Raw genomic sequence first — 26,824 nt, 5'->3', positions numbered from 1 at the left:
TTTAGTAAAAACCTAACATTCGTAACGTAGCAAAAATGTTGTATAATAAGAAGTGTTGTTGTTTAGTTGTCTGGCCGAGTTTTAATCAACGTCCGGCGCGCGTTGTTCCTTTTTCGGTTCCTCTGCGTTTTTGTTTTTACGATCTTCAATAAACTTAATAAAGTCCGGAGCGAGATCCGAATCCGGTAAACGGTCGGTCGGATTGGTGGTGTCTTTTTCTTTTACTTTGGTAAAGATTTTACGCCATAATTCCCGCATCGTATCGAAATCGACCTCATAGGAAATTCCGATTCCCTGTGTATAACCGATACCTTCTCCGATATAATTGATATCATTTTCACGGTTAAAGGCTCTGGCTTTTAAGGATCCGTCTTTATTAAGTCGTAACTGGAGTTCGACATCACCCACAATAACCGATTCCTGATTACCGCCAACCGGTACCCCAAATTTACCATTAATAGTAATACGATCGTCGATTTGAGACGACACCGTAACGCCAACTTTACCCTGCGTTTGGGCAAATGGAGTCCTGTCGCCCTGAACAAAGTTAAAACCGACTTTTACTTTATCGTCACTACCGGCAAAAATATCGTCAAAAATCGAACTGGCTCTTTCGAATAAACTACCATACACCGAATTCGAAGCACTCTCGGCCGAAAGGAAGCCACCGGTTCCCAACAAGGCCAACGCCTGTGTTTGACGTACATCCCGGTCGCTAAGCTTATAATCGATTTCCGATTTTAATACCGAACTCACACTTGGGAATTCGATTCGGAAATCCGGTTCCGGATTACTCAGGTTTCCGTTTAGCATGATATAAACCTCTGTAGGTACTTTACGACTAAAGGACGCATTGTCCAAAATAACCGCCGGATTGGCCTCGGTTTTGTATACCGCCTGAAGATTTAAAGCCGCATTCATCGGGTTACCATCCCAACGAATGGTTCCGTATTCTTTTACTTCAAATTTCTTATCGATTAAGCCCAGGTATTTAAAGTTGTATTCTCCTTTATAGGTCTGGAAATCGCCCCACATATTAAATTTACCCATGGTATTGATTTCCATGGTGATAAATCCTTCTCCTCTTCCTTTCATTCCGTGACCGGTATTTTTGTCGAGAATGATTTCGATATCGGCATCACGGGTGATCCGGAATTCGAATTTTAGTTCAATTCCTTTAAACTTGTTCAACACCACTTCTTCCAATCCTTTTTGCTTGGCCTCTTTTTCCTTTTTACTCAGGAAGTGGATAAACGAGTTATTTCCGATACCTTGCGCATCGTTTAATGGAATTTTGATATTGGTTCCTTTATTCGACTCGGCATCCATTTCGATATACAGGTTGTTTACCGGACCGGTAATCGAAGCTTCACCTTTAATAAAAGCCCTACCATAATAAATCGCATCTTCGTGATCCTGCGTATCAAGTCCGAGTAGATTGTCTGATCGCAGTTTTAAATCCAATTGCCAGTCTTCGAGTTTTTTATGTCGGATCGTACCGTTAAGTGTTCCTTTGGTTTTTTCCTTGGTATCGGTGAGTTCGATATTTCTGAAAATAAACTGGTCTTCTGTCAGGTTGATCAGGGCATTTTCCTCGAAATTATAATCCACACCGAGATACGGGACTTTCATCCCGGCTTCATTCAGGTAAAGGCTACCATCTACTTCCGGATTTTTGACACTTCCTGCAATCGACGCCCTACCCGAGGCAAAACCGCGCATATCGGAAAAAATACTTCCCAGAAGCGGCCCGATCGGACTAATGTTAAATCGGGTAAAGCCGGCATTCAACGCTAGTATGCTTTCTTTATTGATGATCTCGATATTACCGTTCAGGAAGAAGTTCTCTACGTGATCATTAATAATCGAGGAATTGACATTAAACTTTCGGAATGAATCTTCGCCGGTTACTTCCAGATTCAGATCCCCCATCATGACTTTATTGACGCGAAGGGAATCGACCGTTAAAGCTGCTGTTGGCAAATAAATGGCTTTATTTTGTTCGAGATTGACTTCACCGTTTAGTTTTCCACCAAACGACATATTCTCCAGAGCCGGTGTGACTTTTTCCAGATCGACATCGTTAAACGACAGACGCAACTGTTTGTAGGTCGAATCTTTTAAAACACCTTCCAGTTCCACTTTCTGGTCATTATGCGACAAGATGACTTTTTCGATCGAGAAATCCGTTAATTTTTTATTGAAAACAACTTTATTGTCTTTGGTATCTTTTTCATTCAGGAACCACAGATAATCTCTGAAATTGATTTCCGATTTTTTAAGACCGACAACCGACTGGTTCTTTTCGTTGATCGTATGATACAAGTTCAGGTTAAAGAAATCCTGATTTTTCGGCCCTCCTTTAAACTCCGAACGGACAAAAAGCGTATCGTTCATCGTCACATTGATCAGACTAAAATCTGAAATTTTATAGCCTTTTGTCTTAATACTGTCCAATTCTACATAGGCATTATACAACGGGTTTTTATTATCCACATCGATACGGATATTTTCAAACGTATTGTTATAGGCCACCACACTCGGCGACGAAAAGTCCAGCTGGAAATCACCTTTATCGGCATCGATTTTTCCTTTTAGAATGGTGTTTTCACTTACGATTACCTTTGGCAGGAAGATTTCTACAATTTTGTTATAGATTGTAAAGTCAAAGTCCAGAAACTGTCCGGGTTTGAGTTTATTCGGCGAATAGTTGGCATACAAACTTCCCAGCGCATTTTCGATAATCTTGCGAACCTGTTTGATTTCATATTTACCCACCACTTTTCCCTGAATAATATCAGGCGAATTAATGGTTATCGTTCGTACCTTTTGTTCGTCAAAAACTGACTCCACCAGGAAGTCCTGGAAGAAATAACTATCGGTACTGTTCTGATAGGATGCATTGATCACATTTAATTTCCCGGCCAGATCGTCGAGTGTATTTCCTTTGGCGTTGAATTTTAATTCCCCTTTAAAAATAGAAAGGGTATCTTTTTTCATAAAATTCAACATATGCAGATCAGCATAATCGATTTGCGCCTGAAAATCATAATTTTTCATACGCGAACTCATATCCACCAATCCGTTGAAATCCATTTTCAGGTTCGGATCATTACTGTTCAAATAGCCTTTAAAGTAAGGCATTTTCATTTCACCGTCGATCGTAATATTCCTGTAAGTGTATTTGTTATATGTCAGACTCTGAACCTTTCCTTTAAGCTTGGTATCAAGATATTTTTTATTGAATCCTTTTCCGTTTACATCCAGATCCAATGTCGCTCTTCCCAAGTCTTTTTCACCGGCAAGCGTTCCGATATCGAAATTATTCAGGGAAATAACGCCTTTATAGGTTGCATTATTGATATTATTGATGTTGGTCATGGCCAACTGTGTGTTTAGTTCGCCCAATCCGGACATCAGATAAATATCGGCATCAATCTTTGTTTTGGTCAATTCAATATCACCGACCAAATCCACGCGCCCCAATTTGTGGAGTGTTTCCGGCAGACTTTCCCCCAATACGCGCGGCAGAATTCCTTTTAGATTGGTATAATTGGACGTCACCCGATCGAAATTCCCTTTCATATAAAACGCCCCTTTTTTATTAAAAAGGTTCTTAAAGTTGACCGTTCCAATAATTTCAGAATCGTTCGTGTCTAACAATCGAAGGTCGTGCGTGGTAAAATTATTCAGTGTTCCCGTAAGATGCGTAGAAAGATAGAAACGCAGGTTTTTCCCGAATTCATTATAGAAATAATTCAGCTCGTTCGACGAAACGGAAGCTTTTTCCATATTGACATCAAACACAACTCTGTTATTAAAATCCGAAAAGTCTTTCGGTTTGTATTTCAGGATCACATCACCGACCAAAGTTGATTCCTTGGTTTTCAGATTTAGTTTTTCCAGACGAATATTTTCTTTGGAATAGGTAAAATTCGTCACCATATTTTCCACCAGCAAACCTCTGTGATCCAACAATGACAGTTGTTTGATATCGGCTGTAACCACCGGACCTTTGATTTTAAAGAAATCCAACTGACCGTTAAGCTTTGTAAAATCGAGTACTTTCGGATGTTCCAGATTTTCATCAATCAAACGGAAACGGCTTGACGTTACATTCATCTGCGCCACTTTCATCAGGAACTTTCCGGTTCCCGGTTTACCATCGTCAAAAGCTGCAATAAATTCGTCAAGGTTGGTTTTATCCTCGCCTTTGTATTTTTTCATTTTCAGATTCAAACCGTCAATACTGGTTTTTCCGAAAATCAGTTTACCGTTAGAAAGTTTTTTAAAGTCGAGAATATTCGTCTGTAGTCGGTTGATATAAAACAGCGTATCCTTGTGCTTATCGGCCGCATAAATCCCTTTGATTTTCACGCCGCCAAAAACAGTGATGGCAATTTTATCGATATGCATATCGGTCCCAAATTCCTTATTTAGTTCTTTGGTCGCATATTTTGCTATTTCGGTTTGTACAAAAGGTAGTGACAGGGCAATACCCAACAGCAGTAAAAATAGGATTAAGCCTACAATTACACGAAATAGTATTTTTTTTAATTTTTTGATAGTTCTATTTGTTTTAAATTTGTCGGATCGACTCGTAAATTTAAGCAATTCGTAGGAATAAAACTATTATTTTTTTATAGCCCGAATTTACATTTCAAAGATAATACAGTCGATGGAAAATACATTCAAATTTCGTGCCTTTTTTATGACAAAATCACCAGTATACATACTAGCTATCGAGAGTTCGTGCGACGATACCGCGGCGGCTGTTTTAAAGGACAATAAAGTTCTGTCGAATGTAGTTGCCCGACAGTCGGTTCACGAAGAATATGGCGGTGTGGTTCCGGAGTTGGCTTCGCGTGCGCACCAACAAAATATTGTTCCTGTAATCGACGTGGCGCTAAAGAAAGCCCGCGTTGAAAAAGCACAGATTTCGGCCGTAGCCTTTACCCAAGGTCCCGGACTTATGGGATCGTTATTGGTAGGCAGTTCCTTTGCGAAATCACTGGCTATGGCATTAAATGTTCCGCTGATTGCCGTAAACCATATGCACGCCCATATTCTGGCGCATTTTATAGACGAAGAAAACTACGATAAACCGGAATTTCCGTTTCTGGCAATGACCATTTCGGGCGGTCATACGCAGATTGTCCGCGTAGACAGCTTTTTTGACATGACCATCATTGGTGAAACGACCGACGATGCTGTAGGTGAAGCCTTTGATAAAAGTGCCAAAATCCTGGGATTACCCTATCCCGGCGGCCCCTTGGTAGACAAATATGCACAAACCGGGAATCCGAAAGCCTATCCGTTTACCAAACCCAAAGTGGATGGATTGGATTTTAGTTTTAGTGGATTAAAAACGCAGATCTTGTATTTTATACAAAAAAACGTCGCGCAAGATCCTGATTTTATCGAAAAAAACATCGAAGACATCTGTGCCTCGATTCAATATACGATTATTCAAATTTTGATGGACAAGCTTAAAATGGCTGTTAAGGAAACCGGAATCAAACAAGTAGCCATCGGTGGCGGAGTATCGGCCAATTCGGGAATCCGAAATACTTTGAAAGAAGCCGAACAAAAATACGGATGGAAAACTTTTATTCCTAAATTCGAATATACAACCGATAATGCCGCGATGATTGGAATTGTGGGCTATCATAAATTTTTGGAAAACCAGTTTAACGATGCTTCAGTAGTATCGAAAGCACGGATCGAATTTTAATATGCAGTTATTCTATACTCCCGAAATAAACGAGCAACAAAAAGAGTTTTCTTTCGATAAGGAAGAAAGCAAACATATTATTAAAGTTTTACGCAAACAGGAAGGTGCTATTTTAAAAGTAACCAATGGTTTAGGGTATTTATTCACTACAGAAATTATACTCGCTTCCGATAAAAAATGTACCGTAAAAATTACGCATTCCGACTTTTTTGAACCGAACCGGTTTTATATCCATATGGCTGTCGCACCAACCAAGATGAATGATCGTTACGAATGGTTTTTGGAAAAAGCGACGGAAATTGGCGTAAACGAAATCACTCCGATTATTTGCGATCATTCGGAACGAAAAACGATCAAAACCGAACGCTTTGACAAAATCATACAGTCGGCTATGAAGCAATCGTTACAGTTCCATTTACCAAAACTAAACGAACCGATACCTTTTAAGCAGTTTTTAGCACAAAAACAGGAAGGAAATTTATGTATTGCCCATTGTGAAGAAACCAGCAAAACATTACTTAAAAGCGCTATCAGGCCCAACGAAAAATACACCATTCTGATTGGTCCGGAAGGCGATTTTTCGGAAAAAGAAATACAAAGCGCACTGGAACTGAACTATATGCCCGTTTCATTGGGTAATACGCGACTACGCACCGAAACAGCGGCTATTGTAGCCTGCCATAGTATTGTATACGCTAACGAATAACAGCGATTCGGATGAAAAAATTATTCTTACTTTTAAGTATCGGATTTACAACATTGGCTTTTTCGCAGGAAATCGCCGTTTTAAAATACAGCGGCGGGGGCGACTGGTATGGGAATCCTACTTCCCTACCCAATCTGGCTAAGTTTTGCAACCAGAACATCCATACCAAAATAAACACAAAAACGGCTGTGGTCGAAGTGGGAAGCCCCGATCTTTTTTCATATGCTTTTATTCATATGACCGGTCACGGAAATGTTGTTTTTAGTGATAATGATATTACCAATCTTCGCAACTACCTGACTTCCGGTGGCTTTTTACACATTGACGATAATTATGGTATGGATCAATATATTCGGAAAGAACTAAAACGGGTTTTTCCCAATAATCCTTTAACGGAAATCCCAAATAACCATACTATCTATCAGCAACCTTTCCCATTTCCGAACGGTTTACCTAAAATACACGAACACGACAATAAACGTCCGCAGGCTTTCGGTATTTTTATCGACAATCGTTTGGTATGTTTATACACTTATGAAACCGACCTTGGTGACGGATGGGAAGATCAGGAAGTCCATAACGATCCGTTCGAAGTACGCCAAAAAGCCTTAAAAATGGGTGCGAATATTATCAATTACGCTTTCAAAAACTAAGCATGCAGGAACAACTCACCCACGAAAACACCTCGTTTCAGCAAAAAACATTCCCCGTAACCGTAGTTTGCGATGCCATTTACTTTCAGTCCAATATTGGTTCCATTTTTAGGATCAGTGAAGCATTTGGCGTAGCGAAAATTATCCTAACCGGCGAACAACTGGTATTTTCATCACGAAAAATCAACAAAACCTCTCGTAGTACACACCATATGGTGCCGTATGCAATAATCGAAAAAGCTTCCGATGCGGTAACCTATTTAAAAGACAACAATTACCAGATCGTTGTTCTTGAAATTACCGATAAAAGCATACCACTACGCTCCCTTAGTCTGAAAACCGACACCCCAATTGCTTTAGTTATTGGTAACGAAATTTCCGGCGTTAGTGAAACCTTTCTTTCCAATTCCGACCAAACCATTCATATTGAACTATTTGGAAAAAACAGTAGTATCAATGTCGCTCAGGCCACCGGAATCGCCCTTTTCGAAATAACCAACAAACTATAGATAAATCACATTTTTATAGATTTTTATATTTTTTACTCACTTTTTTAAGATAATCTTTTTATAATATATTTTTTTGTTATATTATTGTGTTAATATTTAACCAAATCTCATAACTATTTAACAATTTTATTATGAAAAAACTATTATTATCAGCAGCCATGCTGTTATTCTTAGTCTCGTGTGACAAAGAGGAAGCGAGTGTAAACGACACTACATCCGGAGCAAAACTAACCGAAAGAGGATGTGCTTCGCACCAGGTTTTGGAAGAGCAATTACGCAACGACCCAAGCCTGGCAATTAGAATGAATGAAATTGAAGAGTTTACACAAAACGCCGTACTACAAAACCGACTTGTAAACGGAAAGATTGAAATCCCGGTAGTGGTAAACGTATTGTACCGTACTACCGCTGAAAACATTTCACTGGCACAAATCCAATCCCAAATTGACGTATTAAATAAAGATTTTAATGCCACAAACAGCGATTTCGGATCCGTACCAGCATTATTTTCCGGCGTAAAAGCCAACGTTGGTATTTCGTTTGTATTGGATGTGGTGAATCGTAAATCGACTACCAAAACCTCATGGGGAACTAACGATGCGATGAAAAAAACGGCACAGGGAGGACTTAATCCTACATCTCCAACAACCAAACTGAACCTTTGGGTATGTACTATTGGTGGTGGAATCCTGGGATATGCCCAATTCCCGGGCGGATCATCTGCAACTGATGGTGTAGTAATCGACTCTAAATATTTAGGAACAACCGGAACCGCAACCGCTCCGTTTAACAAAGGTAGAACGGCTACTCACGAAGTAGGTCACTGGATGAACCTGAGACATATCTGGGGCGATGCAACCTGCGGAAACGATTTAGTAGCCGATACACCAACGCATAACGCACCAAACTACGGTGTTCCGGCTTATCCACACTACAGCACCTGTTCGGGAACTCCGGTTGAAATGACCATGAACTATATGGATTATGTAGACGATGCAGCCATGTATATGTTTAGTAACGGTCAGAAATCGAGAATGCTGGCTACTTTTGCCAGTGGCGGACCGCGTAACTCGTTTGCACAACCGTAAACTTCCGATTTAAAAAGTTTAAAACTCGCTGTAATAGCGAGTTTTTTTTTATCTTAGTTTTCCTAATAAAGAACGCTATGGACGCAAAAGAAATCTCCAATGGAATTGTAGGTGCCGCGGTAAAACTGGCCCTGATAACCTTATTGTTATTTTTTATCTATCAGGTACAATCCGTATTTGTATATCTGTTGGTAGCACTGGTAATCAGCCTGATCGGAACGCCGATTATGAATATCTTAAAAAAGCGTTTAAAATTCCGTCATACATTGGCCGTGGTCACCACGATGATCATTTTTATTCTGATCGCTGTGAGTTTGATCATGATGTTTGTTCCGTTATTACTGTCACAAGGACAAAATCTGTCTCTTTTGAACACCGCTTCGATGGAACAGGATTTTAATAATCTTATTTTTCAGATCAGCTCTTATCTGAATGATCATAACATCGATGCCGGAAAACTGATGGAAAATTCGAATTGGACTTCAAAAATCAACTTTGACCTTATTCCGAATTTTTTAAACTCTCTTATTGGAACACTAAGCAGTTTTGGGGTTGGCATTGCGTCGGTATTTTTTATCACCTTTTTCTTTTTAAAAGACCAGGATCTTTTTATTTCGATTTCAAAAAAAATACTACCGGATCAACATGAAGACAAAATCCTGTCGTCGGTAGAAAAAATCAACGAATTACTTTCCCGCTATTTTATCGGTTTGTTATTGCAATTGTTTATCGTATTCGTTTTATATCTGATTGTTTTATTGATTTTTGGTATCGAAAACGCCTTTGTGATCGCTTTTTTATGTGCCGTATTAAACATCATTCCGTATATCGGTCCGCTAATTGGAACCGTGCTTGCGCTTACGTTAACACTACTTAGCAATCTTGGAACTGATTTTAAAACCGAAATGCTGCCAACTGCTATTTATGTCATGATCGGGTTTATGGTGGTACAGTTAATCGACAACAACGTTAGTCAGCCGATTATTTTTTCCAACAGTATTAAGTCGCATCCACTCGAAATTTTCCTGGTAATTCTTATTTTTGGGCTGCTTTTTGGGGTATTCGGAATGATTGTAGCTGTTCCTATTTATACCGTTTTAAAAGTAATCGGGAAAGAATTTTTCCCGGATAACCAGATTATTAAAATTTTCACCAAAAACATTTAGTATTGATAGCAGCGTTGTTACAACCGGACGTACAGGATTTTATCAACCAGAATTACCTTGCGGATCTAAAAAAACTGGCATTGCGCCGGAACCCGTTTCCGGAAATCAGCTGGCCGGATCTCTTAAACCAGTTACAGGCCAAAAGCAAGGCCAAAGATAAATTACCTACCTGGTTTAGTGCTAAAAATATCATTTATCCGCAAAAAATATCGATCGAGCAAACCTCATCGGAGCAAACTGCCGCTTATAAAGCAACCCTGATTCAAGGCAATACGCTGATCGATCTGACCGGTGGTTTTGGTATCGATGACTATTATTTTGCACAACACTTTAAAGAGGTTACCCATTGTGAAATCAATCCGGAATTATCGGAAATCGTCGCCCATAACTACACACAATTTAACATCAAAAACATTGATTGTCAGCAAGGTGATAGCCATGATATCATTCAAAAGTTAAACACCCGTTGGGATTGGATCTATATCGATCCTTCCCGTCGTAACGATGCCAAAGGCAAAGTATTTATGCTACGGGATTGTTTGCCAAACGTACCCGATTCGCTGACGTTTTATTTTCAATATAGTGACCATATACTGATCAAAACAGCACCTTTACTGGATATTAAAGCCGGTTTATCCGAACTGTGCTTTGTACGTAAAATTCATGTTGTCGCACTGGACAACGAAGTAAAAGAACTGCTATGGGAAATTGAAAAAGACTATACCGGTCCGATTGAAATCCATGCCGTTGCGCTTTCAAAAGATAGCGAAACAGTCTTTAGTACTATTTATAATCAATCCATGCCGGCAATGTATTCCATGCCGACACACTATTTGTACGAACCCAATAGCGCCATACTTAAAACCGGTGCTTTCGATGCGGTAAGTGCTATTTATAAAATCGGAAAATTACATCCGCATTCGCATTTGTATACTTCCGATGAACCACTTGATTTTCCAGGGCGTCGTTTCCGGATTGAAATGGTGATACCCTATCAGAAAACGGAAATCAAAAACCATATCGAAGGCAAACAATTAAATATCACCACCCGTAATTTCCCGTTATCAGTCGAAGAACTCCGAAAAAAATGGAAGATTAAAGACGGTGGAAATGCCTATTGTTTTTTTACCACGAACATCGACAATGAAAAAATTATAGTAATTTGCAGCAAAATTTAAGATTACCATGAGAAAACTTTTTCTAAGCCTGTTCTTTTTCCTAAGCCTATACTCCTATTCGCAAACGATTAAATGTGAATACGATTACGATGAAAAAACGGATTCCACGTTGATCAAAAAAACGCCGGACTATCTGATTCACGAAAACGTATTTGGAACCACCTCTACTTTTGTGTTTTTCTCATTGGTTAATTCGGACGGAACCCCCTATTTAAACCTTCATATTCTTAAAAAGAGTAAAGATTTTATCAAGGCAACCTGTGTAAATGCTGCTTCGCGAATTTTTATACAATTGTCCAACGGTAAGATTGTTACATTGATCAATAGTTCGGATGAAAACTGTAGTAACCTAACGTATAATTCGGCCGAACGCGACAACATTTCGATTCTAAACAGCTATTTCCTTTTTGCGAAAGACGGTTATGAAGATCTGAAAAAATATCCGATTACGTTGGTCCGGATTAAATTTGCCTCCGAAACCATTGATTATATCATGCATAAGGAACTCAAATCGGATACTTTTAAAGAGACGGTCTACAATCCCGAAAATTATTTTATAAACTACCTGAAATGTGTAGAATAACAAAAACCGGCATTGCCGGTTTTTTTATTATAGTAACGCCTCCGATCGTTTATTTTTTTAGTTTCTCCTTATCCGTCTTCTGCGGTTGTAGTGTGGTTGTAGCACTAATGTCGTTTGTAAAAGCAGAAAATATTTTTTAGGCATGTAAATTAAATTAATAAGGTATAACTACAAAATCCTTGTTATGAAAGAGGATCTTTTATAGCAAAGCCTTTTGTCTGTCAGACACTTTTCTAAAAGATAAAACACTACCAATATTCCAATACAAAATGTCACTTTTTAATTTTTAAAGTCATTAAAAAACACAATATGCGAAATAATTAAATATTAAAAATCGCAATTCATATAAAAAAAATAAAAAACAGGTAATTATACGTTGCCTCTTTTTTTAAAAGGATTCTACATTGCACTAGCAATAAGCGCTCAAATTTACTCTTTTAACATCGCAAATCGTGGAGTCCAGAAACCACTTAAAAAACGGGGCGTTACTGAAAAGCCTTACGAGTAAGAATCAACCAACAAACACAAAAAAATTATGGCAACTTATCCTTACACCCAAACATCAATGCTAGTAAACAGTATTCAGGCAACAACAACAGTATCCATTCAAAGTGGAATGCAGGTATCGAGTACTGTTTTTTCGTCAGCAGCAGGTAATTTAGGTACCATTACCCTTTCACCGGTACAGCCAACGGCTAAAAATGTTGAATTTAAGTCCGGGTTACAAACCTTACAAATCGATTCCATGACTTTTACGGCACAATTCGGATTTGACGCCGGACAAGTATTTGCCAGTGGACGTGGAACCGATCAATCTGGTGAGAACGAAGCTGCTTTCTCTAAACAAATCGCAACCTGGTCATAATCCTGACTAATATACCGGATAGTTTCCTGGGTTTTGCAAATGTTGTCCACTAAGATCACAAAGCCTGTTGCTAACAGGCTTCATGCTTGTGTCTTTTGGGTATTGCTTTTGGGCATGCTCACAGGCTTGCCTTTGACTACCACAGCTCAGGAAACTTCCTATACGTATCAGGATAGTACCGCGATTAGTAAACCCGGTACGGGAGGCATTCGCTATTTCGGCGATCTTTCGATACAATACAATATCGACAGTACCGGTAAAATTGTAGTATGCACCTTAACACTCAATACGGTAATCGTTGGAATCGTTTCTTTAACCGGAACCAATCCTGTTTATCAGTTTGACGTAAAAGCCGGACTTGGTTCGGCAAACGGAACCCTAACCCTGAATCTTGTTTATCCTCCGTTAATTGCCACTTTAAAAGGTGATTTTAGCTATTCCGTTTCGGCCAACAATACCCGTTATCCCTTTATGGGCGATCTGGTAGGCTGGTATATTCCAAACTGAATCGCAAACAAACTTGCCGGAACTAGCGGACTATTTTTTACTTAACCTAAGTTCATTACCGATATGGCAAGTTTACAATTTACCAATACCTCATCCGGAAATGCCGCTTTATATGTTGCCAGCGATAATTCGTACTGGTTTGCCTATTTACTGGCCAAAGGTGTTTCCATTCCGGAAAGCGATACCCTGACTCTGGAAGAATTACCCAATTATAACGGCTACTTTTTATTTGCTTATAGTAGTCCAACACTGGATGCGACCACGTTCGTAAACAATGTCTACACCTTTTTAGGCCCTTTACAAACCTATCAATCGGCTTCGGTAGTCTGGTTTAAAGACCCGAATGCCACTCTTACAACCAGTAATACCACGCAACTTATATTAACAGGCGGCACCAATGGTGCTTATTCTGTTTTAAGTACTTACAATTTTAACTTTGGCAACAACTATGCTACCCTGTATATTAGTAATAGCAGCGTAGCACTCAACATAGATTTTACTACCAATACATTTGTGATATCCGGACCGGTTAGTATTACCAATTATACGTTCCGTCCGAATAACAAATCCTCATCGTCCCAGATCATGAGTACTATCGAAATACCACTCACCGGAAAAGGTCAGGGGCATTTTCGTTTTATATTCGGATTTTATGCTGCTTCCGATTTTACGAGTTTTAACGTCGCCCAACAGTATTGTTTTTTAGATAGTTCCAATAATAATACCCCTACGGTGATCAATTATTCGCAAATCGTTCCCGGTAATATGAATGACCTGATCCAGATGCAAGCCAGTATTTTCCCTTGTGATTTATTAAACAAAAACGGATTAAACTCCTATCTGGCCTTTTTAGGGACCACCTATAATACCAATACAAAAGTCTCCCGGCTTACATCACTTTCCTCCTATTATCAGACCAATTTTGGCTATCCGATACAATTGATCCCGTATACCAATTTTTCCGATATCGGCACTTCCAAAAACTATCCGGAAGCCAATTGTGGCCTACTCGTTTTTAGTGAGCAAAGCCCTGGTAACCAATCGGCCATATGGTATATGGTGCCGCAGGGCGCCCTTACGTTGACATTGGACAGTGCTTACAAAACCTATGTGGACACTCAGGAACAAATGCAGCTCATGTGCGGTCTTAGCGCTACGGAAACGATTAGCTTTACACCGCAATTTATAGACGCTTCCCTTGTTGTAACCGGAACCGGAGACTGGTTGTGTTTTAATCCGAATCAATATGCTTATGCACCTCAGTTTCCCATTCAGGCGACACAAAATGTCGTTGGAAGTAACACCACTCAGGAATGGTTGTCCTATCAATATGATACCGCCTGGAGTGCGGTTGTAATGGCAAATGCAAATAACACCGCAATTGTATACCATGCGCAGCCTCAGGGTTCAGCTTTATTCGCGCCGACACAGGATGTTAGTTCGCCTTTATTTGATCATCTTGTTACCGGTTCCGGTGTCTTATCCGACGCGCAGGAAACGATTTTTGTTCCAATGGTTCCGTATGGAAAGGTACAGACGAATGCTTCCTCGACCGTCGATTATTCCTTATTTGAAAAACAAATCTTAAATCCGACGCGAAAAAACCTCATTGCACAGGTCATGCAAAAACAAAGCCTACCTGCTGCTCCCAAAAGCTTACATAGCGCTCGCGCCACCACCCAAGACAGTGGAATAGACTCTACAAGTCCGCAGGGTTTCTATGTAAATGTAAACCAACAAACCGGCGTTTGGGATGTATTACAACTGGCCAGTAATCAGTTTATGACCTCGGCCGGTACACTATCCAAAATATTTGATCTACAGTTTACGCCGGCGAGTTCGACCTTACAAACCGCTTTGCAATCCAACCAGCTATTTCTGGTGATCTCCTACAATGAAAAACTCGAAGATGGCAGCTATGTACTGGATAATTTCAGTAATGAAATGGAAATCGCCGAATGGCCTTTTATTCTTAACGTTCCGAAAGAACCGACCAACGGAAAATACAAAAACGTATTGATTTTTAAATTCTGTACCGGTACCTTAATCGACAAAGTACAGAACATACAGGGATGGAATTCGCCTGACACTTTTAATGATACAACCAATAGTGGACTTCCGAATCTGAGTATGTGGCTGCAACAATATATCCAAAGCGGTATGGATCAGTATACCGTACGAAAGGATTACGATTATGCCAACTTTTACAACATCGCGACCAATCCGAACTGGCAAGGTGTACTCTCTCTGGCGGTAGACATTAGCGTACAGGATTTCCCGGTGGAACTACAAGGTTTATTAGCCGGAATCGACCTGAATCGTTTTTATGCCCATCATTTCGGAATCGACATCAGCATTGTGAACAACGATAACGGAAAAGTGGCCATGCAACCCAGCAGTTCGATGTTTGCGTTGATCGATTATCAGGACCAAACCTTTTATGGCCTGGGATCGAATCCGGATGTCTATAAAGCGAAAGCCCCTATTAATGGTGCCGTCGATTATGATTTTGTCGTCCTGCAATTAAAAATAGTCTTTACCAATAGTAAGATTTACAACTATAACAGCTATCTGGCACTCACCGTCAATAAATTATTTGGCGAGAAAATCGATTCCAGCAATCGAAATAATTTGATCATATTAACCGGAACCTACGAAAACAGTAATGGTGTACCGTCGTATACGTTTATGAATACGTCCGATAACATTCTGAATCTGGTTAACACCAACATCATTACCGAAGTCGAAATCATAAAAACCACCTTTGTAACCGTAGTACCACAGGATGACGAAGGCAGCAGTACGGTGTATTCCAAATTCTCCTTTTGGGGCTTTATCAATTATACCAAACTGGATGGCTTTGATCTGTTTTCTTTTGGTACCGAAGCAGGAAGTCAGAACAATCATTTTAAAGGACTCTCCTATTCCAACATGTATATTGACCTTACGTTTCAACTGGAAACACCAACGGTCAAAACATTTACATTTGATATCGGACAAATGGCATTCGACATTGGACAAAGTACACCACGTGCCGACAGTTTGTATTCCCATTTTCCGTTACAACTTTCGGGAATCAGCTGGGGAAACAACAGCGATACGCCTACTCAACAGGGCTATCTTAATGTATCGATGCCGGAATTACAAAACCAGCAGAGCGTAAGCGGCGAATGGTACGCCCTGGTATTTAACCTCAATATGGGAACACTGGGCGCCCTGGCCAGTTCGGCCGGTTTTACCTCCTCCTTTATGATGGCCTGGTGTGTGGGAGCCAAAGGAGCCTGGGCAGGTGTAAAACTCCCGGGCGTCAATCCGCAGGCACCGTCTTTTAGCTTACAGGGCGTATTGAAACTTAACATCGGTTCGATTATGCTACAAACAGCCACCGGAACCGATAGTATTGCCTATCTGATGAAAATAAACAATATCGCTTTAGACGTATTTAGTCTTTCGTTTCCGCCGGGTGGTAACATTAGTTTTATGCTGTTCGGAAATCCGGCCTCCGATGCCAAACCTGAAAGCTTAGGCTGGTATGGTGCCTATGTCAAAAGTTAAATAATTAAAACCGAACCCCATGTCTTTAACCGACCAAATAAAAATATTAGTTGACAATGTTGCTGCTATTACAGAAGACAACGCACAGGAGCAACTTACCTTACTTTCCGATTTTCTGTCGCGTGCCGAAAATCAAATCATCCGGGTCTATGTAGCCGATTCGCCCGGAATGGGACATCAATCCAATACCGTGATGATCATGTATCGTTTAATACAACTGGGGTTTAATCATACCTTCCAGGTTGTCTATGCGGAAGGTGCAGAAGACAACCTAACCGTAAACAAGCTGATTAAATTAATCCCCGGATTTGCACCTAATGGCGACAATCCGGTAACGGTAACCTTAAGTACCAATCCTACGGTGAATGCTACCATGATTCCCCTAACCTATTTTACAACTAATATTGCCAGCTACCCGATTCAGAATTTTGGAATTACCGGTGGCTATGACAGTAAAAGTGTAAATCTGGCATATGCTCCCACTCCCGCAACAGATACTACACCTATAATACCTGGTGTAAATGTCAGCTTCTTTTTAAAATTACAACCGTATCAATGGGCTCAACAAAATTCCATTCAGCGTTTTGACAAGACTGCCGCAGAGTCTATCGTACTGGAAACGGTAGCTGTATTAGGAAAAACAACCTATTCCAGAAAAAGAGGTTATTTTATCAATCCGCCACAACCACCGTCAGAAGACGCTTTTGCAAGTGATCCTACTAAATATGCCCCCTATCAAACCATCGTAAATGCTGCGCTGTCGACAACAAATCCAATTAACCTCCTGCCGGTCTATGGAATTAGCAGTACAGAAACCAGTGGAGCGACCAACGCCAATCCCGAAATACTGGCTCAAAACGTTTTGTTTGATCTGATCACGGCCGTTCGCTATGTACAGCGATTTGGTTCCGGAAATCAGCAACGCGGGGCTATTATTGTAAACCTTGCCAGCATTAAAGATGAAACATACACTACATTAAATACCCTGCTCAGTGGTGCCGCTCCAGATCTTGATCAAATAAATACATTAGTGAACAATTTACCGGCTATTCAAGGGGATTTAGACACACACACCGTTGAAGTGATCAGTTATACCGATTCGAAATTAACAGAAAAAATAGCACTTTTAAACGGTGAAGGAGGTGCCAACAAAATTCTAGTGGTTAAAATGGGTGGTATTCCGGTGAGCGCATTTAATTATATGTATTCTCTGAGTACATTACCTTGTGTACTGGAAGGAAAAGCAACCGCAAACATGGTTCTCAATATGGGAGTGCCCTATCTGAACATTTTAAAAGATGCGAGCGTTGTATACCCTACGTTACCACTAAGCGCAACGGCAAATTGCCAGCAGGCAAAAGATTGTAACAGTGTTTCCTATACTTTTAACCAATCTACCGGTACCATGAATACGGCTATGAGCGTAAATCCATTTAGTCTCGAACCACCTTCCGATGGTTTTAAAACCACTCCAACCTATTTAATCAGCCAATTTATAACAACGGTCTACAACACCAATGGTGGCGCTGATTCTCTGAATACCTATTTTGCCAAATTACAGGCGTTTTTTCAAAACCAGCAGCAGGATAAGTTATATCTGGGACTTCTTTATTTTATCAGTTATAAAGATTCTCTAAACAATTAAAGGATTAGCATTATGGATACGCAACAACTACAACAACTCTATACCGGCCTACAAGGACAGGTTAACAGCGATAATCAACTGTACTTTGTCAATGCTACTGCTGTACTCGATCTTCCGATCACCTCAAACGCTTACAAACAATTTGTACCGGACGGACAATTAATTATCAATGCCGTTCTGATTGCAATGCCGGACGAAAACAATATTCTGATCAAAGGAAAAACGTCCTCGTTCCAGATACCCGACTGCGATTGTTTTGTAAAGTTTTATATTGAAAATGAAATTCTTAACTCAACCTTTTATATCACGCTTTTGGGTGAAACTATCGCCTTACCGGGCGTCAACTGGTTTACCGTTACCCTTCCGTATTACGAACTTTGTATTCCCGAAGCCGAGTTACCCGTAGTAGGTATCGTTGGCGGAACCATCAATACCGGAGTGACGCTACAGGTCGCTATGGGCTATCCTGTTACCGATAATATCTGGATGTTTCAAGGGCTTTTTTCCGATCCGTATCCGAGTATTTCCAATTTTTACCAGTTGGCCGGCGGAATTAACCTTACCACCGCTTTACCACAACCTTTTAGTACGCTGAGTACCTTAGGCTTAAAATCGATCGACATCAGTTACGATTCCGCTACTAGTATTGTCGACTATATGGGTATTGAGATCAGCACACCGCCCGATTATATCTGGCAGATTTTGCCCGGTGTTGCCATTACCGGTATCGATATTTATTGTATCGTTTCCGGATTTAGTTCGTCCAGCGCCAGTAGTACCGATTTTACCATTACCGGAACCTTTACGATAGGTCCACCCGATTCCAACACGGTCGCACTTACAGCACATTATCCGAATTTTACCGCAAGTGTACAGCTCACAGAAGGAACAATCCAACTGGGCGATCTGCTTACGATGTTCTGGAGCGGTACCACGATTGATCTGGAATCGGAAATACAGGTTTTAAATATCGAAATCGATCCCGATTCTCAAAACTATACCCTCAATTGTTCCATTGTGAGCAACTGGGTTTTCTTTACCATCAACGATCCGAGTCTGAGTTTTACGATGACAGGACTCAACCTTGACGTAAATAGTCTTCAGGGAACGACTACCGGAGAAATTGCCGGTTTCTTCCATATCGGTCCAGATGATCAAACCGGTGTTGATCTTACCATTTATGCCGGATACGATGCCACAGCCTGGACTTTTGGTGCGAGTACCGGTACCGATCAAACCATATCGTTGGGATCAATCGCCTATACGTTTCTAAAAGCCTTTGGTATGGCCGATATTCCAGGTTGGGTAACCGATAATTTACCGAATATCAGCAATGTCAATTTTGTAACCGTAGTTCCGGACGACAAAACCAAGCTTACGACCTACGATGTTAGCGGCGACGTCAACTGGCATTTGCAATACAGTTCCTTTGATTTGGAACTCGACGCCAATGTAGCGATAAAATATGATGAAAACGGTACGTCTGGGACCATTGCCGGAATCGCCGATGCCCGCCAAATGCTTGGACTTACCTTTGAAGTCGGTTATGAGTTTGGTTCCGAAGAAACACAGGTGTACCTCAACATGCCGGAATTTGCCTGTAAAATAACCTATATTGGTAACACCGACTACGACAGCATCGACATCAAATTCGATAAAATCTCACTGGGCGAACTGATCACTACATTTGTAGGTACTTTTAGTCCCGGCTTTTCATTGGCAGCACCGTGGAATTTACTCGACACCATCGACCTATCCGGATTTGAATTTACCTATACCCGTTATAAAGAAAACAACAAAAGTAGTATTGTAGCCACGATTCCGCTTCATATCGATCTTGGGTTTATCAATATCGAAACCTTAAAAATCACCAAAGATGCCGAAGATGCCTCCAGTAGCGGTGTTTATATGTACTTTACCGGAACCTTTTTAGGACTGCCAATCGAACCCGATTCACCGTTACAGGAAGGCGGAAAAGGTAGTGATGCGACGCAAATGCCACCGGTACCGGGAATGGGAGAAGAATTTTTCGATTTAAAACTTCTGGCCTTGGGGCAGCATGTATCGCTCTATGACTCACCGGAACTCAACTCGGTTGAAGAAGCCATCACAGCACTCGAAGAGGCTTTTACCACAACTTCCAACACCGGTGATAGTACGATTCCGGTTCCGGCCGCAACACCCGACACTAAACCCGGCACACTGGTATTTGATCAAAACAGCAACTGGTTAATTGGAGCCGATTTTACCGTGGCCAAATTCTATCGTGTGGCGACCGTTTTTAACGATCCGAACCTTTATGGTTTGTTAATTGGCGTGAGTCCGGAATCCAATTATTTTAAAAACTTACAATTTGAAATCCTTTATAAAAAAATAAACGACTCGATCGGAATGTACCAGCTGGATTTACAATTACCGGATGAATTCCGGCATTTTGAATTTGGTGAAGTATCGATCAGTTTACCCATTATAGGTGTACAGATTTACACCAACGGAAATTTCTATCTCGATTTCGGATTTCCGGCCAGTATTACCGACTTTTCGCGTTCTTTTTCCATACAGGTATTTCCCTTTTTAGGATACGGTGGGTTTTATTTTGGTTACCTCAGCGGTGCAACGTCTAATAGCGTACCCACCACAAGTTGTGGAAACTTTAACCCGGTTATCGAATTTGGACTTGGCCTTTCACTTGGTGTAGGTAAAACCGTAGACGAAGGAATTTTAAAAGCCGGACTATCCCTTACTGCCGTTGGAATCTTCCAGGGTGTATTAGGCTTTTTCAGTGCCAATCCAACCTTAGATACCTACGACGATACGTACTATAAAGTACAGGGAACCTTTGGATTAACCGGTCATATTTACGGAGAAGTCAACTTTGCGATTATTTCGGCCAAAGTCGATATTATGGCCTATGCCTATATCACGATGACGATCGAAAGCTATATGCCAATCCCGATTACCTTTGAAGCCGGTGTTTCGGTAAAACTAACGGTTAAGATCCATTTGGGATTGTTCTCAATCAAAGTTTCGCTTCGATTCAGCACTACCATCAGTGCCTCATTTGTCGTAGGAAGCGACACTTCGGCCTCCGCACCGTGGAACCTTTGTCCGTCGAAAGATGCTTTGGCCAAAGGAGCCTTACCGCAAAACTACCGTAGTCTGCAACGTTTAAGTCTTGCCGAAACCACTCAGGTTGTTTTAAAATGGCAACCGTTACAAACCACCACCAGGGTACCATTGGATTTAATGTTCTTTCCGCAATTAACCGTTTCCGGCGAAAGCGGCGCTGCCGGTCCGCAATATATTGCCATGCTTTATATTAACACCGATCCGGACAATAACAGCCTTTTTGGCGTAACCGAAGGTGTTTTATATTGGACAATCAATGCCTTAATTGGAAATACAGCAGACAATACCGGACTGGATTGGCTTCAAAATCAAACGATCACCGCCGACCAGATTAACAGTATGCTCTGCTATTTTAATACGCGACCAAATCACGAACCGCCTTTTAACTATAGTAATGCGGCTCAGGACGACATCAAAACCTTTTTCAGTACGTATTTTGAATTGAATATCCGCGCAGTCGATGCCAATACCGAAGGTACCATGGATGCCGCCGTATTCCCGGTTGTTCCGGAATTGATTTTAAATACCGAATTAAACGGAACGGCCGGAAACCCGATCGACTTTGCTACGGAAAGCATGACCGGCGATCAGGGCTATATTAACGATATTACGGCCTTATTGGCCTCGACCAGTGTCGATTATCAATCGGATATGACTGCGGACTATTATGCGCCAACCGATTGTGATAACATCACCGATCCGACCTACGAAGACCAGCACAATTTGTCGTTTCCGACGTTTATGTTTACCGATTTCGTAGCCTTGCTGGCCAAACAAGCCTTACAATCGGCGTTGGACTACCTGAACACTCAGGAAACCTTCTCCGGAACGGTGAGCGATGTCGTAAATCATGCGGTAACCGACAGTATCGACGGTATCAGCGGTATGGCTTCACGATTTATGTTACACGGAATGCGTTTGCCGGCACCACCGGAAGCGGCAACCGGAGTAACCCAACCATTATATGTACTAACAGGACAACAACTCGCCATTCCGAGTACCTTACAACAAGGCGACCTTTACTCCATAATTTTGGAAAATCCGGATGAATCCTGGATCAATATGGTATCCGGAACCGACAACAAACTCACCGTAACCATCGACAACAACGAGATACAGCACATTCATGATATTGCGGCCATTTCGCTTAGTCCGGTGCTAACCTACGGTCCAAGTCCGTTGGTCAACTATAACGATACCCCGCAAACCTTCTCGTTGGGAAGTCCGGCCTTATGGCAATATCCGGGCGATTATTATCCGGAAGTTACCAATGAGCCGTATATCTGGAAATTACCGTCCAATTTGACGACTATTTTCTCCGAACAAGGCAACAACTGGCAGTTTGTAGTCAAATCGCTTACCACAACAGCCAGCGGAACCACCCAGGCCGATGTAAAAAATTATACGTGGGGAACAACGATTAACTTTACGCTACAAAAAATAACGGCACAATCCGGATTGGTCACACCACTTTCCGGAAACATGTACAATCTGGTTGGTGCCGACGATGCGAGTACGGTTTACTTACAGGAACTCCTTACCTATCTGAATACCATAGGCGATACCGACGGAACCCGTACCATACAACAAATTCAGATTATCTACCAGCCCGATCCGACACAAAACAGCAATGGCGGTTATCTGTCGGATGCCAACGGCGACTATAAAACAGCGATTATTCAGGCAAATCTTTCCACCGAAACCAATCCTGCAGAAAGCATGATGCGCATGATGGTTATGGAAACAACTCCGGAAGGCACTTACAATACCTTAAATACCGCCGGTGATTTTGTCAAACTATTATGGGAATGTAGCACCGTTCGCAGTGGCGGTTACTATTTCTACTATGAAAACAATGCCACCAACGGCTTACCGGATTCCTTATTTGCCGGAACCGGTGTGGCCAATCTTGCAATACAAATTACGTATAACACCCTAATTAACAGTCCGTTTGTAAATAGTGTAATTATTGGTGATTCGATTGATACTTCCATTACTTCCGTATTCGTACAATCGCCGGTAACAGCACCTTTGGATCAGCAGTATACCACCCGTATTGCCACATTACTACCGGGAACCGTCGGCTACGAAGTCTCCCGACAAAATCCGGGTGATTATGTGCCCACACAACCGGTGCCAACCCTAGCCGAAGATCAGGTGTATCTGGAAACCCAATTCAACCTGATTGGTCTGGCGGTACCTGCTATCCCAGATTATATAAACCCGACTCCGGCCGGTCCGGTAGACTCTACCGACGACGAAGCTGTTTCCAACACCGAGGATGGCAACACCTCCGACAACGACGATCTGGAAGACTGGAACTACAATGCCGTAATTCCGTACTACAAATACGTACAACCGGAAGGAACCGATCCGTCATATCCGAATCCATATGCCGGAATTGGCGATACGGTTGAAATGGTTTTAAACTGGCAGGATATGTTTGGTAATATTCCACCAAACGATACGCAGCCTTTACATACCGCCATGCAGGTATTATACAGTGATGCCATCATCGCCCTGAGTCAGTGGCCATCGGTATCAGTATCCTATTTATTTAGCCTGCTTTCAGAAGCACCAAACTTAATCCTGACCTTCAACTTTAACACGTCCCGTTATAAAGGAGAAAGTGCGCAAAACAATGCTCAAATCGATTTACAGACCTATATGAACCTGTATTATCAATTGGACAGTCCGAATATGGCACTTCGTTATACCACTACCGTAGAAGACACTGTTGATGCTCAAGGGAATACCACTCCTATGGTACACGAACTGGCCAATTCGGAACTATTGAAACAATTTATCAATCCGATAATCGAATATTTAAAAACCGTAGTGGCGGGAGAGGCTGCTGTAGACGTACAAGCCTATACGCTCAACACGCAAATGACCACCACAAACCTGGTTAGTCTGCCGGAAATCGCGTTAATTACAACCAGTTTCAGTATGGTTCGTACGGCCTATCTCGATCCGAACTTTGTGGGTGTAGCCGGTGTAGCCGAAGCCACAACTCAGATTCAGCCGCTATCCGACAACAGTCAGAACAGCATGTTGGCGTTGACCTATTTTGCGCAACAATTTGAAACGGCCTTCCTGAACCAACCGTATACCGGCATTATTTTAAAAGCCGCTACCGGCGCAAACCTAACCAAAGGCAACAGCGACACCACAGCCAATGCGCCATTATGGATGGTCCGTTTTGACAGTACGGGTGCCAACGGATTACGCTTTGGATTTGACAAAGACCAAACCTATTATTTTGCACCGGTTCCACTGGCTACAAGTTTACAATCCTTCTCCGCTTCGATTGCCAGTTACGACAAAGGCGTTCCGGACGGTAGCGTGGTTAAAAACTTTAACAGCATCGATATGGATAGCTGGGGATTACAATTCCTTCAGGCGGTCGATAAATTCCTGAGTCCGGCCTATTCCGTTCCGGCATTCTTATTAACAGCCTATAAAGTATTCCCGGACGATCCGGATTATTTACAACAAATACTCGACGCCAAACAAACCATAGCCGAAGCCATCGAAGGCACCATCGACTTTATCATCGATCCATGCAGCGGACAAACATCACCACCTTGTACGGCAAAAGATCCGTCCAACATTGGCAACGCTCAGGAAAAATGGAAACAACAAATCCTGATTCAGCTTTCGAATGCCTACCGTTATGTCGCTTCCGTACAAACCACGGCCAGTATCAGTTCGTCGTATAGCGGTCCGGAATATGCCGATGCGAACAACGATCCGCCACATGCGCCATTTGTACCGAATTTATATGGAAAAATGCTGGGTCTCGATCCGACGCTTTCGGGTACCGACGAAGTACCAACCTCAACCGAATATTCCTTATCAACCGCAAAAGTTCCAACCGCAAACGGTGCTTCCTGGCTAACGTATATGTTTGAAGCCAAAGACAGTGCTGAAAGTCGTAGCTTTACTTTTGGCGATATGCAATACAACGTTAGCCATATGGAATTTGACATCACGGAAATTCCGGATCTGGACGATTATCTGGCCTCTTCCTGGCTCACCTTTATTGTTCCATTAAGTGGCGAAATCAATTCCGAAATCACACCATTGGCACAAATGGGTGATGTGGGCGAAACCACCATTCCGGTACCGTTGCGCTCCTATCCTACACCGCCATCGGTTACGGCTCAGAACTTTAATTATCCAGCCAACGACGATGCCTCGCCTACGATTGAAGAAGCCCGTCAGTGGGTGTATTACTATACCTATCAGAACACTTCGGCAGCACAGGATACGATTGTAACGGAAGTTCAGTTTAATGTGACCGATGAAAACCAGAGTGATTATACGGTAATGACTACCAAAAATCAGGGTATGTACCAGGCTTTGGCACAATTTATCGATTCGTATCCATCGTTAAATGCTGATTTTGACAACTGTCTTGCGATGTTAACACCGGCCACCATGGACGCTAATTCCGAATTGGCTCAGGATGCCCGTTATGCCATGCTTGCCTTTATCGACATCATCAATCAGGTCGCCGCACAATGGTCGGTTACCAACCAGGTAAATCCAAGAAAAACGGTTAACATGGCTATGATGTCCGACTTCACTCCGGCACCGCCGTATACCTTAGGTTATACAATTACCGAGAGTTCCGAAACGGAAACCGATTATCTGATTATAACCATTATTCCGGAAGATCAGAAATCGGCGGATGCGAATATAACCGTAATGATCGACAACTATACCAACGAATTGCTTCCGGGCGATACACTTGCTTATCGTTATTACCAACTGGATAACAACGGACAGCGTGTTTATCTGTTATATGAAGACCGAAATACCAACCCGTCGCGAAATGTAGTGTTGGACGATCTGGATATTTTGAGTGCGCAAAATGCGTGGAGTAGTGTTGCTGTGATCCGAAATGAAGAATTGCTACAAAATAAAGATGGCAGCTGGCAAACCACCAATCCACTGTTTATTTACCAGACGCCACAGGTGATGTTCTATAACAAACTTATTCCGTTATTGAATACCGCTAATGCGATTAATATCGCTCAGATCACAACGCCAAGTTATCCGGCTGCACCAAGCCGAACGTTACAGAATCAATTGTTGGCTTTATTTGACGCCTTAACGCTCAACATTGACGCTTCGATTACCGAATTTAACATCAAAATGCAATGTGATTATACCTATAGTATACCGGGAACCACCTTTACAATCGATGTTCCGGTAGTGATGCTAACGCCAACCGCAGTAGACGTAACCGCACATGGCGCGAACATCGCCACGATGTTAACCGACGGTATCACGAATTGGATGAACAGTACCAATCCGCAACAGAACAACGGAACCTTTAGCTTTACGCTGACGGCCTATTCGGTTACCGATGCCTATGTTCCGATACTACAAATACCACTCGTATTATCGCTGACCGCTATTACCGATTTGTAATAGCACCAACAACCTCACCCAGCCTGTTCTGATTTTATAGATCGGAACAGGCTTTTTTGTTTTA

Annotated in this window: 14 protein-coding genes; 13 read left to right on the top strand and 1 reads right to left on the bottom strand. The window is 41.7% G+C overall.

Going from position 1 to position 26,824, the window contains the following annotated elements; all coding sequences use genetic code 11:
* Nucleotides 1–81 precede the first annotated feature (81 nt).
* The gene (locus ABFU83_RS05675) at nucleotides 82–4,503 is read right to left on the bottom strand and encodes a translocation/assembly module TamB domain-containing protein (protein WP_347069533.1); all 4,422 of its coding nucleotides are present in this window, start codon (nucleotides 4,501–4,503) and stop codon (nucleotides 82–84) included.
* Nucleotides 4,504–4,711: 208 nt separating this feature from the next.
* Here ABFU83_RS05675 and tsaD point away from each other — a divergent pair, with 208 nt between their 5' ends.
* The 13 genes from tsaD (at nucleotide 4,712) to ABFU83_RS05610 (ending at nucleotide 26,760) form a co-directional block, all read left to right on the top strand.
* On the top strand, nucleotides 4,712–5,734 hold the full coding sequence (gene tsaD, locus ABFU83_RS05670) for a tRNA (adenosine(37)-N6)-threonylcarbamoyltransferase complex transferase subunit TsaD (RefSeq protein ID WP_347069532.1): 1,023 nt from the start codon (nucleotides 4,712–4,714) through the stop codon (nucleotides 5,732–5,734).
* Between the two features lies 1 nt (nucleotide 5,735).
* Nucleotides 5,736–6,440 carry a 16S rRNA (uracil(1498)-N(3))-methyltransferase gene (locus ABFU83_RS05665; RefSeq protein ID WP_347069531.1) on the top strand — a complete coding sequence of 235 codons (705 nt, stop codon included), beginning with the start codon at nucleotides 5,736–5,738 and terminating at the stop codon, nucleotides 6,438–6,440.
* A gap of 11 nt (nucleotides 6,441–6,451) precedes the next feature.
* A complete protein-coding gene (locus tag ABFU83_RS05660) occupies nucleotides 6,452–7,093 on the top strand; it encodes a DUF4159 domain-containing protein (protein ID WP_347069529.1) in 642 nt (213 codons plus the stop codon).
* A gap of 2 nt (nucleotides 7,094–7,095) precedes the next feature.
* Nucleotides 7,096–7,602: a TrmH family RNA methyltransferase gene (locus ABFU83_RS05655; RefSeq protein ID WP_347069528.1), complete on the top strand. Its 507-nt coding sequence runs from the start codon at nucleotides 7,096–7,098 to the stop codon at nucleotides 7,600–7,602.
* Between the two features lie 131 nt (nucleotides 7,603–7,733).
* Nucleotides 7,734–8,690 (top strand): zinc metalloprotease, encoded by a 957-nt coding sequence (locus ABFU83_RS05650; protein ID WP_347069527.1) that lies wholly within the window; start codon nucleotides 7,734–7,736, stop codon nucleotides 8,688–8,690.
* 77 nt (nucleotides 8,691–8,767) lie between these two features.
* Entirely contained in the window at nucleotides 8,768–9,856 is a 1,089-nt protein-coding gene (locus tag ABFU83_RS05645; protein WP_347069526.1) for an AI-2E family transporter, read from the top strand.
* A gap of 2 nt (nucleotides 9,857–9,858) precedes the next feature.
* On the top strand, nucleotides 9,859–11,034 hold the full coding sequence (locus ABFU83_RS05640; protein WP_347069525.1) for a class I SAM-dependent methyltransferase: 1,176 nt from the start codon (nucleotides 9,859–9,861) through the stop codon (nucleotides 11,032–11,034).
* A gap of 7 nt (nucleotides 11,035–11,041) precedes the next feature.
* Entirely contained in the window at nucleotides 11,042–11,617 is a 576-nt protein-coding gene (locus ABFU83_RS05635) for a hypothetical protein (protein ID WP_347069524.1), read from the top strand.
* 535 nt (nucleotides 11,618–12,152) lie between these two features.
* Entirely contained in the window at nucleotides 12,153–12,482 is a 330-nt protein-coding gene (locus ABFU83_RS05630) for a hypothetical protein (protein ID WP_136401690.1), read from the top strand.
* Between the two features lie 114 nt (nucleotides 12,483–12,596).
* Entirely contained in the window at nucleotides 12,597–12,989 is a 393-nt protein-coding gene (locus tag ABFU83_RS05625) for a hypothetical protein (protein WP_347069522.1), read from the top strand.
* Between the two features lie 63 nt (nucleotides 12,990–13,052).
* Nucleotides 13,053–16,544 carry a hypothetical protein gene (locus ABFU83_RS05620; protein WP_347069521.1) on the top strand — a complete coding sequence of 1,164 codons (3,492 nt, stop codon included), beginning with the start codon at nucleotides 13,053–13,055 and terminating at the stop codon, nucleotides 16,542–16,544.
* 19 nt (nucleotides 16,545–16,563) lie between these two features.
* Nucleotides 16,564–18,189 carry a hypothetical protein gene (locus ABFU83_RS05615; protein WP_347069520.1) on the top strand — a complete coding sequence of 542 codons (1,626 nt, stop codon included), beginning with the start codon at nucleotides 16,564–16,566 and terminating at the stop codon, nucleotides 18,187–18,189.
* Nucleotides 18,190–18,201: 12 nt separating this feature from the next.
* Nucleotides 18,202–26,760 (top strand): hypothetical protein, encoded by an 8,559-nt coding sequence (locus ABFU83_RS05610; RefSeq protein WP_347069519.1) that lies wholly within the window; start codon nucleotides 18,202–18,204, stop codon nucleotides 26,758–26,760.
* Nucleotides 26,761–26,824: the final 64 nt, after the last annotated feature.

The organism is Flavobacterium sp. WV_118_3 (genome assembly GCF_039778605.1).
Taxonomy (GTDB): domain Bacteria; phylum Bacteroidota; class Bacteroidia; order Flavobacteriales; family Flavobacteriaceae; genus Flavobacterium.
Note: the sequence above shows the minus strand (reverse complement) of the source record. Positions and strands in the feature narration are given on the sequence as shown.

Excerpts from the sequence above, each read along its gene's own strand:
- tsaD (WP_347069532.1), top strand. The coding sequence starts at position 4,712 with ATGACAAAATCACCAGTATACATACTAGCTATCGAGAGTTCGTGCGAC.
- ABFU83_RS05665 (WP_347069531.1), top strand. The coding sequence starts at position 5,736 with ATGCAGTTATTCTATACTCCCGAAATAAACGAGCAACAAAAAGAGTTT.
- ABFU83_RS05660 (WP_347069529.1), top strand. The coding sequence starts at position 6,452 with ATGAAAAAATTATTCTTACTTTTAAGTATCGGATTTACAACATTGGCT.
- ABFU83_RS05655 (WP_347069528.1), top strand. The coding sequence starts at position 7,096 with ATGCAGGAACAACTCACCCACGAAAACACCTCGTTTCAGCAAAAAACA.
- ABFU83_RS05650 (WP_347069527.1), top strand. The coding sequence starts at position 7,734 with ATGAAAAAACTATTATTATCAGCAGCCATGCTGTTATTCTTAGTCTCG.
- ABFU83_RS05645 (WP_347069526.1), top strand. The coding sequence starts at position 8,768 with ATGGACGCAAAAGAAATCTCCAATGGAATTGTAGGTGCCGCGGTAAAA.
- ABFU83_RS05635 (WP_347069524.1), top strand. The coding sequence starts at position 11,042 with ATGAGAAAACTTTTTCTAAGCCTGTTCTTTTTCCTAAGCCTATACTCC.
- ABFU83_RS05630 (WP_136401690.1), top strand. The coding sequence starts at position 12,153 with ATGGCAACTTATCCTTACACCCAAACATCAATGCTAGTAAACAGTATT.
- ABFU83_RS05625 (WP_347069522.1), top strand. The coding sequence starts at position 12,597 with ATGCTCACAGGCTTGCCTTTGACTACCACAGCTCAGGAAACTTCCTAT.
- ABFU83_RS05620 (WP_347069521.1), top strand. The coding sequence starts at position 13,053 with ATGGCAAGTTTACAATTTACCAATACCTCATCCGGAAATGCCGCTTTA.
- ABFU83_RS05615 (WP_347069520.1), top strand. The coding sequence starts at position 16,564 with ATGTCTTTAACCGACCAAATAAAAATATTAGTTGACAATGTTGCTGCT.
- ABFU83_RS05610 (WP_347069519.1), top strand. The coding sequence starts at position 18,202 with ATGGATACGCAACAACTACAACAACTCTATACCGGCCTACAAGGACAG.